The organism is Methylomonas methanica, assembly GCF_001644035.1.
In the GTDB taxonomy this organism is placed as follows: Bacteria; Pseudomonadota; Gammaproteobacteria; order Methylococcales; family Methylomonadaceae; genus Methylomonas; species Methylomonas methanica_A.
On the sequence record NZ_LUUG01000083.1, the window covers coordinates 1 to 9,654 of the forward strand.

The following is a 9,654-nucleotide window of genomic DNA, read 5'->3' on the forward strand; positions in this document are numbered from 1 at the left end:
GGCCAGGGGCCGCTCCTACAGTGTGGAATTACGCTTCAATCAGATTCAAAACCACTTCTTCCGAGCTTTGCCCGGCAATTTTAAAGCCACGCAGTTCTAGTACGCCCTTGGTATTCAAGGAGATGATTAAATGCAATACATCCGGATAGCTGGCTTCCTTGATGTCGGTCAGTGAGGGCTGGGCCGGGCTGTGCGGGTGCGAGTGGTAGATTGCAAATAGCGTTTCGCCTTTATCGCGTATTTGGCGCATGGCCTCGATTTGCTGGCTGGCGTCCAATAGGAAGCGGGTTTCCGGCGTGGCTGCGTTATTTTTCACCGGATAACAACTCGCCGGCATGCCGGTGCTATCCGCGCCGATCAGGCCGCAAACCTCGGTATCCGGGGATAGTTGTGCCAAGTGCAGTAACTGATTGGTGAGCTTGCGCGGCAGAGAAATTTCGCTGTTGTTCATAATCTGTTCCAAATTCCTGATGTCACCCGAGGATTGCCGGATAAATCGGCATGAGTGTTGACCTGACGGTAACCCAGTTCGTTAAAAATGGCCTGTACCTCGGTTTGTTGATTGTAGCCGTGTTCGACCAATAATTGCCCATGGTCTTTCAAATGTGCGCGGGCTTGTTCGGCAAGTTGACGAATGTCTTGCAGGCCGTTTTCGGCGCTAATCAAAGCGCTGTCAGGCTCAAAGCGCACATCACCCATTTTTAAGTGCGGGTCATTATCTGCGATGTAGGGCGGGTTGCTGAGTACCAAATCAAAGCCCGTTTCCTCGATGTTGTCGAACCAATTCGATTGCAGAAAACTAATATTGCCAGTATTGAGTTGCTGCGCGTTATATCGGGCGACTTCTAAAGCAGCGGAGCTTAGATCGCTGGCAAATACTTGGGTCAATGGCCGTTCGGCAGCCAGTGTGACGGCAATAATCCCGGAGCCGGTGCCCAGATCGATGATTTTACAGGGTTGGTCGGTCGGTAACAGCAACAGGCTGAGCTCAATCAGCAATTCGGTGTCGGGTCTCGGAATCAACACATCCGGGTTGACTTTGAAATTACGCGACCAGAACTCGCGCTGGCCGGTTAAGTAGGCAACCGGTGTGCCTTGCGAGCGTTGTTCGACCAGCAATTGAAACTGCGCGATTTGTGGCGCGTTGGGCTGATATTCCGGCCAGGCCCGGAGAAATGAGCGGTTTTTGTCCAGGCAATGGCAGAGCAATACTTCGGCGTCAAGCATTGCAGTTTCGGAGGTTGTGCTTAGCTGTTCGTTTGCCGCGATCAACAGGCTTTGGAGTGAATGGTCATTGCTTTTAGACATTGCCCAACTGCGTCAGCAACTCGGCCTGATGTTCGTGTATCAGCGGTTGAATCACATGCTCCAGTCCGCCTTCCATAATCTCTTCTAACTTATAAAGCGTCAGATTGATGCGATGATCGGTGAGCCGGCCTTGTGGGTAGTTATAGGTGCGGATACGCTCGGAACGGTCGCCGCTACCCACTTGCAATTTGCGGCTTTCCGATTGTTCGGCATGCTGTTTTTCCTGGGCGGCGGACATCAAGCGCGCTTGTAAAACCGACATCGCGCGGGCGCGGTTTTTATGTTGCGAACGTTCGTCCTGACATTCCACCACCACACCGGACGGAATATGGGTGATGCGGATGGCCGATTCGGTACGGTTGACGTGCTGACCGCCGGCGCCGGACGCGCGGAAGGTGTCGACGCGCAAATCCGCCGGATTGATGTCGATTTCGTCAACCGCATCGACTTCCGGCATGATCGCCACGGTACACGCCGAGGTATGCACACGGCCTTGGGATTCGGTTTCGGGTACGCGCTGGACGCGGTGGGTGCCCGATTCGAACTTCAATTGCGAATACACGTTTTGGCCGGCTACGCGCATGATGACTTCTTTAAAGCCGCCGTGTTCGCCGCGGTTTTCGTTGATGATTTCCGTACTCCAACCCTGTCTTTCCGCATAACGTTGATACATGCGCGCCAGGTCGCCGGAGAAGATCGCCGCTTCGTCGCCGCCGGTACCGGCCCGTACTTCCAGGAATACGTTACGGTTGTCGTTAGGGTCTTTCGGCAACAATAGAATTTGCAGCTGTTGTTCCAATTCTTCGCGTTGTGCTTCAGCGGCCTGGATTTCCTCCTTGGCCATCTCCCGTAACTCAGGGTCGCTGTCTTTGGCCATTTCCTGGGCCGATGCCAGATTGGCTTCGTTTTCCTGATAGGTTTTGTAACAGGCGACCAGCGGCTCGATTTGCGAGTATTCCTGGCTCAGGCTGCGGAATTGGTTTTGATTGCTTTGTACTTCCGGTTGCGACAACAACGCGGTGATTTCTTCGAAGCGTTCGCCGAGGTTTTCCAGTTTGGTTTGTATCGAGGGTTTCATTCAGTGGCTTATCGTAATTTGAAAATTTCGCGGGAAGCGGCGATGAGGTCGTGGCGTTCGTTGGCGCCGGCCTCGCGCAATTGAGCGCAGGGGGTGTGGATCAGTTTATTGGTCAAGGTGTGCGCGAGACGCTGCAACACTTCGTCGGCAGCTGCGCCGCTGTTGAGTTGGGCGAGAGCTCTTTGCAAGGCTTCGTCGCGAGTCTGCTCGGCCTGCGTGCGGAAATCGCGGATGGTTTCCTGCGCGCCTTGAGAGCGTAGCCAGGCCATAAAGTGTTCGACTTGGGTGTCGATGATTTCCTCGGCCTGCTCGGCGGCGCGGCGGCGCGAGTCCATGTTTTGATTGACGGTGTTTTGCAGATCGTCGACGGTGTACAGATAGACGTCGCGCAGTTGCGCAACCTCGGCTTCGATGTCGCGCGGCACAGCTAGATCGACCATGAACATCGGTTTGTGTTTGCGGATTTTGATCGCGCTTTCCACGCGGCCCTTGCCGAGTATCGGCAGTTGGCTGGCGGTGGATGACACGACAATATCGGCTTCCGCCAAATGATTCGGCAGCTCGGCGAGGTTGATCGCGTAGCCGTTGAATTGCATGGCCAAGGCGTGGGCTTTATCGTAAGTACGGTTGGCAATAATAATGCGGCCGATACCGTGCTGGTACAGATGTCTAGCCGTAAGTTCTATGGTCTCGCCGGCACCTATTAATAATGCGGTTTGTTCGCTGAGTTTGTCGAAAATCTGTTGCGCCAGTTGCACGGCAGCAAATGCGACCGAGACCGGGCTGGAGCCGATAGCGGTGTCGGTGCGCACTTTTTTAGCGGCGGAAAAGGTGTGTTGAAATAATTTGCTGAGATTTCGGCCCAAAGTACCGGCTTGCGAAGCGGCATGGTAGGCGGTTTTCATCTGGCCGAGAATTTGCGGCTCACCCAAGATCATCGAATCCAGGCCGCAAGCCACTCGGAACATATGTCTTATCGACTGGCTATCTTTGTAGCTGTATAGATAGGGGGTGAAGTCCGCTGGTTTGATCTGTTTGGTGTCGGCTATCCAGTTTACCAACGAGGATTGGTTGTCGCTGTCGGCCTGATAGTAAAACTCGGTGCGGTTGCAAGTCGATAGAATGGCTGCCTCGCTGATTTCGCGAAGATTCCACAAGTTTTTCAGCGTGTTATCGAGCATTTCCGTCGGGAACGCCAAGCGTTCGCGGATCGCGACCGGGGCTGTATTGTAATTTATCCCTACGGCAAGAAGAGTCATCGGTTGCGAACAATAGCACAAGAAAAGTCCGCTATTTTAAGGAATGCGCTGTTTTTGTCCAAATACAATGAAACGACAGTCCGATTCAGGGGCTTTTTCTGGTAATCTATCGTCAATAGTTTTTCAAAAGTGGGTCAATTGATTGCATGAAAAAATGGATAGCCATAGCAATGTTTTTATCGATGTCAGGATGCGCTGTTTCTCCTGAGAAAGAGCCTGACGCAGAAGGTTTGCCAGCCAAGCCGGAGGGTTTGGAAAGCAGAGTTAACCGCAATACGGTGATCGACGAAGAGGTGCTGTATTTGCTGATGGCCGCGGAATTGGCAGGGCAGCGCAATCAGTATCATTTGGCCATGGATGCTTATTTGCAAGCCGCTAAGCGAGTTGATGATCCGCGGATTGCGGAGCGAGCAGTCAAAATCGGTTTGTTTTTGAAAGATGAGCAGCGTACCCGCGAAGCCCTGACGGTTTGGTTGTCCAAAGACGGTAAAAATTTGGCGGCGAGAAAGTTTGCCGTGTTATTGGCGATCAAAAATTCAGATCAAAAGGCGGCTGTAGAAAATCTCAACGCCATGCTGGCTGACGATCCAGCCGGTTTTGAGGCGGGTGTGCTGGAAATGACCAAGTTAATGGAAAAAGAAGGTCGCACGCAGTTTACCTACGATGTGTTGGAAGAGCTGGCTGTTGAGCACCCTAACCAAGCGAGTGTGTTTTTCTTGCAGGCGGTTTTGGCGTCGGTTTTGCAGAATAATGAGTTGGCCCAGCAGAAAGTTAGTCAAGCATTGCTGATTCAGCCCGATTGGAATAAGGCCGTGATTTTGCAAGCACAGCTCGCTGGGCGCTCGGGCGACTTAGCTAAGGCGCGCACCTCTTTGGAAAAAGCGGTTAAGGCGGCGCCTGAAGATAGAATGCTTAGAAAGATGTTGTTGGAAGTGTTGGTTAACGGTCGTGACTATGATGATGCGATAAAGCTTTGTCAGAGCGTGCTGGAAGATAAACCCGATGACGCGGAAACCTTGTTCACGCTTGCATTGATTTATATGCAACAAGGCCAGGTCGATAAGGCTGAAAACGTTCTTGAGAAGTTGTTGAGCAATCCGGAGTGGGAAGGGCAGGCTAGTTTTTATTTGGGCAAGATCGAGGTTGATCAACAGCATCCCGATAAGGCTTTGACTTGGTTTGATCGGGTTAGCGACGGCAATTATGCTTTCGATGCGGATATGGCCGCGGTGTCATTGTTGATGAACCAGAAACGCTTCGACGAGATTGAGGCGCGTATCAAGCGGATGGATAACAAATATCCGGAGCAGCATTTGCGAGTTTTGATGGTTAAGGCGGAGCTTTATAACCAATTGGGTAAATACCAGGAAGCCTTCGATGTCCTGACGCAGGCGTTGAAAGACATGCCCGATAATCGCGAAGTGTTGTACGCCAGGGCTTTGGTTGCCGAGCGCTTGGATAAACTGGATGTGCTCGAATCTGATTTGCAGAAAATTTTAGACAAAAAGCCAGATGATGTTGGTGCGCTGAATGCGTTGGGTTATACGTTGACCGACAGAACGCAGCGCTATGAGGAGGCGGCCAAGTACTTGGAACGCGCTTTAAGTTTGCAGCCTGATGAGGCGGTGGTAATAGATAGCTACGGCTGGTTGCAGTTTAAGCTTGGCAAACCCGAGCGGGCGTTGGAGTTTCTGCGTAGAGCCTATGAAAAGCAGCCGGAAAATGAGATTGCAGCACATATTGCCGAGGTGCTTTGGTCTTTAGGCGAGAAAAAGGAAGCAAAAGAGCTTTTTGACAGTGTTTATAAAAAATCTCCGGATGACGAATATTTGTTGGAATTTAAAAAACGCTTTTTGCAGAACGGGCAATGATTTTTAGGAGCAGCGTATTTTTGTTGTCTGTCATGTCTTTAGCAGGCTGCTCGTTGTTTTCCGAGAAGCCTGTTGAGGTGTATCGGCTGCAAGATATGCAAGTTTTGCAGCAGCAGCGGCAATGGTATTTTGAAGGGCGTTTGGCTTTGGCTGATGAGAGAGACTCGATTTCTGCTTCGGTGAGTTGGCGGCATCGCTTGGACCGGGATGATATCGAGCTTACTGGGCCGCTGGCTCAAGGCAAGCTTATGATTTCCGTGTCGGCTGATATGGTGTCTGTGGATGATGGCGATATCCGTAAAGAGTTTCGCGGGCCGGTTGAAGAGGTATTGGCCGAGCAGCTAGGCGTGACGATGCCCGTGAATGCTTTGAAATATTGGGTGCTTGGCTTGCCTGATCCTGAACAGTCGTTTGTCGAACAGGTTGATGGGTTTTTTCAGGCTGGATGGCGGGTCGGTTTCAAAGAAATGCAGCATGTTAATGTCATGGTGTTGCCGCGAAAAATCAATGCGGAAAAAGACAAAACAAGAATTAAATTAGTAGTGGATCAATGGGATTTGTCGTGACGGAATTGCAAGAACAGACGGCGGGTTGGGGCGAGAGATGGCCGGCGCCGGCTAAGTTGAATCTAATGCTGAGAATCACCGGGCGTCGTCCCGATGGTTACCATTTGCTGCAAACAGTATTTCAAATTATTGATTTGTGCGATTGGATAACGTTTCACCCAGCGGAAAATGGTCGGGTCTATTTGCGCAATCCAATTCCCGGTGTGCCAGAGCACGAGGACTTAACCGTTCGTGCCGCCAATTTATTGAAACAATATACCGGTTGTTCATCCGGGGTATGCATCGACGTTGAAAAGAATTTGCCCATGGGCGGCGGCCTGGGTGGCGGTAGTTCGGACGCTGCAACTACTCTGGTGGTGCTTAATAGGTTGTGGAATCTGCAGTTACCTTTAGAAAAATTGATGGAGTTGGGCTTACAACTTGGCGCTGATGTGCCTGTGTTTGTCTATGGTTACACCGCTTGGGGAGAAGGTGTTGGCGAGGAACTGAAGCCCATAACGATTCCGGAGCAATGGGTTGTGGTGATCAAGCCTGATTGTCACGTTAACACTAAGCAGATTTTTTTGGCCGAAGGGTTGACAAGAGATAGTAAATCCATCACAATGCGCGACTTCATTGCAGGCGATTGTCGGAATGATTGTCTTCCGGTCGTTAGTAAGTTGTATAAGTCGGTGAGTGATGCGCTGGATGCGTTATCTCAATATGCAGAAGCAAGATTGACGGGAACTGGTGCTTGTGTGTTTGCCCAGTTCAATTCGGAAGAGTCTGCGCGTGAGGCGCTTTCTGGATTAAGCCAGAATTGGTCAGTTTATCTGGCTCGCGGACTTAATGTATCGCCGCTGTATGAAAAATTAGAACACGGATCTGTTTAATCAATTTAATGGGCTGTCGCCAAGCGGTAAGGCACGAGGTTTTGATCCTCGCATACCAAGGTTCGAATCCTTGCAGCCCAGCCATAATCTCCACACAATAGTTCCTTGGGAGTGCTTGAATGCGTGAAGCCTCGGTAATGGTATTCTCGGGGAATGCCAATAAGGCGTTGTCTGAAGGTATTGTGAAGAAGCTCAATATGCGCCTCGGCATGGCCACTGTTGGTCGCTTTAGTGATGGCGAGATTTTTGTTGAGATAGAAGAGAATGTTAGGGGTAGGGATGTATTTGTCATACAACCCACCTGTGCTCCCACCAATGAAAACCTGATGGAATTGTTGGTGATGATTGATGCTCTGCGGCGAGCGTCTGCTGCGAGAATAACTGCGGTTATGCCTTATTACGGCTATGCCCGGCAGGATCGGCGTTCAAGATCCGCTAGGGTGCCTATTACTGCAAGATTGGTTGCGGATATGATAGGAAATGCTGGGGCTGACCGGGCTTTGACGGTAGATTTGCATGCGGATCAAATTATGGGGTTCTTTGGAATTCCGGTTGATAATGTGTATGCTTCGCCAATTTTGCTAGGCGATATTTGGCGGCAAGAGTACGAAGATTTGATTGTGGTGTCGCCGGATGTTGGTGGCGTGGTAAGGGCTCGAGCCATTGCCAAGCGCCTGGGCGATGCTGATTTGGCGATAATCGACAAGCGTAGGCCTAGGCCGAACGTTTCTGAAATAATGCACATTATCGGCGATGTCGAGGGTCGGACGTGTGTCATGGTGGATGACTTGGTCGATACGGCGGGCACTTTGTGTCATGCGGCGGAAGCGCTCAAGAAGAACGGTGCCAAGAAGGTTGTTGCATACTGTACTCATCCGGTGTTATCCGGTGCGGCTGCGGAAAATGTTGAAAACTCTGTTCTTGATGAGTTGGTGGTTACGGATACAATTCCGTTAACTGCTGAATTGTCCGGGATTGCCAAAATCAGGCAGTTAAGTGTTGCTGAAATGCTGGCGGAAACAATACGGCGGATAGCTGTGGGTGAGTCTGTGAGCTCGCTATACGTTGATTGATAAGAATTAAAGTAGTGCTTGTGGAACAAGCTTTTGGAGAAAAAGATGGCTAACGTATTTGAATTTGTTGCAGAAGCTCGCAGTGCCTCGGGCAGTAGTGCGGCCAAGGTTGTTCGTCGCCAGGGTAAAGTGCCAGCAGTAGTTTATGGTGGTAACGGTGCGCCTGAGATGTTGTTGCTGGATCACAACGAAGTGGTTAAGCATTTGGTGCATGAGGCGGTTTATTCGCATGTGCTTGATCTTAAAATCGACGGTAAAACAGAAAAAGCTGTTCTTAAGCATATACAGCGGCACCCTGCAAAGCCAATAGTTTTGCACATGGACTTTATGCGGGTTGATGAGACTCATAAGTTGAAAGTGCATGTGCCTTTGCATTTTGTCAACGAGGCTATTTCTGTCGGCGTTAAGAAGGGCGGTTTAGTAACTCATGCTATGGCTGATGTGGAAGTGCTGTGTATGCCTTCTGCTTTACCGGAATTTATCGAGGTAGATTTGGCGAATGTGGATGTTGGTTCGACAATACATCTATCTGATTTGGTTTTGCCGGCTGGTGTTGAGATTGCTGCGTTGCAGCATGGTGCAGAGCATGATCATCCTGTTGCGCAAATCGTCAAGCCAAGATCGGCGGAAGTTGCTGAGTAAAAGCATTTAAAGCTTCGTTTGAATGATTAAGTTAATTGTTGGTCTGGGTAATCCCGGGCGGCAATACGAAAAAACCCGGCATAACGCCGGGTTTTTGTTTGTGGACTATCTGGCGGGGGTGGCTGGCGCCGGTTGGTCAAGCAGTGGTCAGTTTTCTGGCGAGGTTGCGGAATGCAATGTCGGTGGATGCAAGCTTATGCTGTTAAAGCCGATGACTTTTATGAATAAAAGCGGAATGTCTGTCGGTAAGTTTTTGCGTTATTACAAGTTCAGTCCTGAAGAAATGCTCGTGGCTCATGATGATCTCGAGCTGTTCGAGGGTCTTGTTAGATTAAAGCGGGATGGTGGGCATGGAGGGCATAATGGACTTCGTGACATCATTGCGCATATAGATTCTCGTGACTTTTATCGGCTAAGGTTCGGTATTGGTCGTCCCGTGGCTGGGGAGAAGGTGGCGGATTATGTGCTGTCCGGATTGTCGCTTGACGCTCAGGCTGGATTGTTAAGTGTGTTTGAAGAAGTAGCAAAAAATATGGCGGATGTGGTCGTGGGAAATTTTGCGTTCATGAGTGATTGAGTTTCGTTCATGCGACGGTCTAAAAAAAGCTTGACTAGGATTTTATAAATAAGGATAATTGATCGAATAAGTAACGGAGGGGTTCCCGAGCGGCCAAAGGGATCAGACTGTAAATCTGCCGGTTCTACCTTCGGAGGTTCGAATCCTCCCCCCTCCACCACCAAATTTAATGGAATCTGCGGGTGTAGTTCAATGGTAGAACTCCAGCCTTCCAAGCTGATTGCGTGGGTTCGATTCCCATCACCCGCTCCATTCTCGAGGTAAAGTACTCGCTCATATAGCTCAGTAGGTAGAGCACTTCCTTGGTAAGGAAGAGGTCACCGGTTCGAATCCGGTTATGAGCTCCAGATAGGGTTGATTGTTTTTGTTGTAGTTAGGGTGTTTCATAATGGCTAAAGAAAAATTTGA

At 50.2% G+C, this 9,654-nt stretch carries 10 protein-coding genes and 4 tRNA genes; 10 read left to right on the forward strand and 4 right to left on the reverse strand.

Annotation, left to right across the window (positions count from 1 at the left end; all coding sequences use genetic code 11):
* Positions 1-28: 28 nt before the first annotated feature.
* From A1332_RS15160 to hemA, 4 genes are read right to left on the reverse strand one after another with little or no spacing between them, the layout of a single operon-like run.
* Entirely contained in the window at positions 29-451 is a 423-nt protein-coding gene (locus A1332_RS15160) for a Mov34/MPN/PAD-1 family protein (protein ID WP_064009318.1), read from the reverse strand.
* Positions 448-1,308, reverse strand: coding sequence for a peptide chain release factor N(5)-glutamine methyltransferase (gene prmC, locus A1332_RS15165; protein WP_064009319.1), 861 nt, complete (start codon positions 1,306-1,308; stop codon positions 448-450). Before prmC ends, A1332_RS15160 begins: the two co-directional genes overlap by 4 nt.
* A complete protein-coding gene (gene prfA / locus A1332_RS15170) occupies positions 1,301-2,386 on the reverse strand; it encodes a peptide chain release factor 1 (RefSeq protein ID WP_064009320.1) in 1,086 nt (361 codons plus the stop codon). Before prfA ends, prmC begins: the two co-directional genes overlap by 8 nt.
* An 8-nt stretch (positions 2,387-2,394) precedes the next feature.
* A complete protein-coding gene (gene hemA / locus A1332_RS15175; protein ID WP_064009321.1) occupies positions 2,395-3,645 on the reverse strand; it encodes a glutamyl-tRNA reductase in 1,251 nt (416 codons plus the stop codon).
* Between the two features lie 146 nt (positions 3,646-3,791).
* On the opposite strand from hemA, the gene A1332_RS15180 reads away from it, so the two are divergent.
* The 10 genes from A1332_RS15180 to A1332_RS15225 all read left to right on the forward strand — a co-directional run bounded on the left by A1332_RS15180 (position 3,792) and on the right by A1332_RS15225 (position 9,593).
* Entirely contained in the window at positions 3,792-5,516 is a 1,725-nt protein-coding gene (locus tag A1332_RS15180; protein ID WP_064009322.1) for a tetratricopeptide repeat protein, read from the forward strand.
* Entirely contained in the window at positions 5,513-6,082 is a 570-nt protein-coding gene (gene lolB, locus A1332_RS15185; RefSeq protein WP_064009323.1) for a lipoprotein insertase outer membrane protein LolB, read from the forward strand. Before A1332_RS15180 ends, lolB begins: the two co-directional genes overlap by 4 nt.
* The gene (ispE, locus tag A1332_RS15190; protein ID WP_231890312.1) at positions 6,079-6,954 is read left to right on the forward strand and encodes a 4-(cytidine 5'-diphospho)-2-C-methyl-D-erythritol kinase; all 876 of its coding nucleotides are present in this window, start codon (positions 6,079-6,081) and stop codon (positions 6,952-6,954) included. The genes lolB and ispE overlap by 4 nt, the downstream gene beginning before the upstream one ends.
* 9 nt (positions 6,955-6,963) lie before the next feature.
* Positions 6,964-7,038, forward strand: a tRNA-Gln gene (locus tag A1332_RS15195).
* A gap of 35 nt (positions 7,039-7,073) precedes the next feature.
* Positions 7,074-8,027 carry a ribose-phosphate diphosphokinase gene (locus A1332_RS15200; protein WP_064009325.1) on the forward strand — a complete coding sequence of 318 codons (954 nt, stop codon included), beginning with the start codon at positions 7,074-7,076 and terminating at the stop codon, positions 8,025-8,027.
* A gap of 45 nt (positions 8,028-8,072) precedes the next feature.
* On the forward strand, positions 8,073-8,669 hold the full coding sequence (locus A1332_RS15205; protein WP_064009326.1) for a 50S ribosomal protein L25/general stress protein Ctc: 597 nt from the start codon (positions 8,073-8,075) through the stop codon (positions 8,667-8,669).
* Between the two features lie 22 nt (positions 8,670-8,691).
* Positions 8,692-9,246, forward strand: coding sequence for an aminoacyl-tRNA hydrolase (gene pth, locus A1332_RS15210; RefSeq protein WP_064009327.1), 555 nt, complete (start codon positions 8,692-8,694; stop codon positions 9,244-9,246).
* 75 nt (positions 9,247-9,321) lie between these two features.
* Positions 9,322-9,406 (forward strand) — tRNA-Tyr (locus A1332_RS15215).
* 18 nt (positions 9,407-9,424) lie between these two features.
* Positions 9,425-9,498: transfer RNA gene (locus A1332_RS15220), tRNA-Gly, on the forward strand.
* A 19-nt stretch (positions 9,499-9,517) separates the two neighbouring features.
* Positions 9,518-9,593: transfer RNA gene (locus A1332_RS15225), tRNA-Thr, on the forward strand.
* The last annotated feature ends 61 nt before the right edge of the window (positions 9,594-9,654 follow it).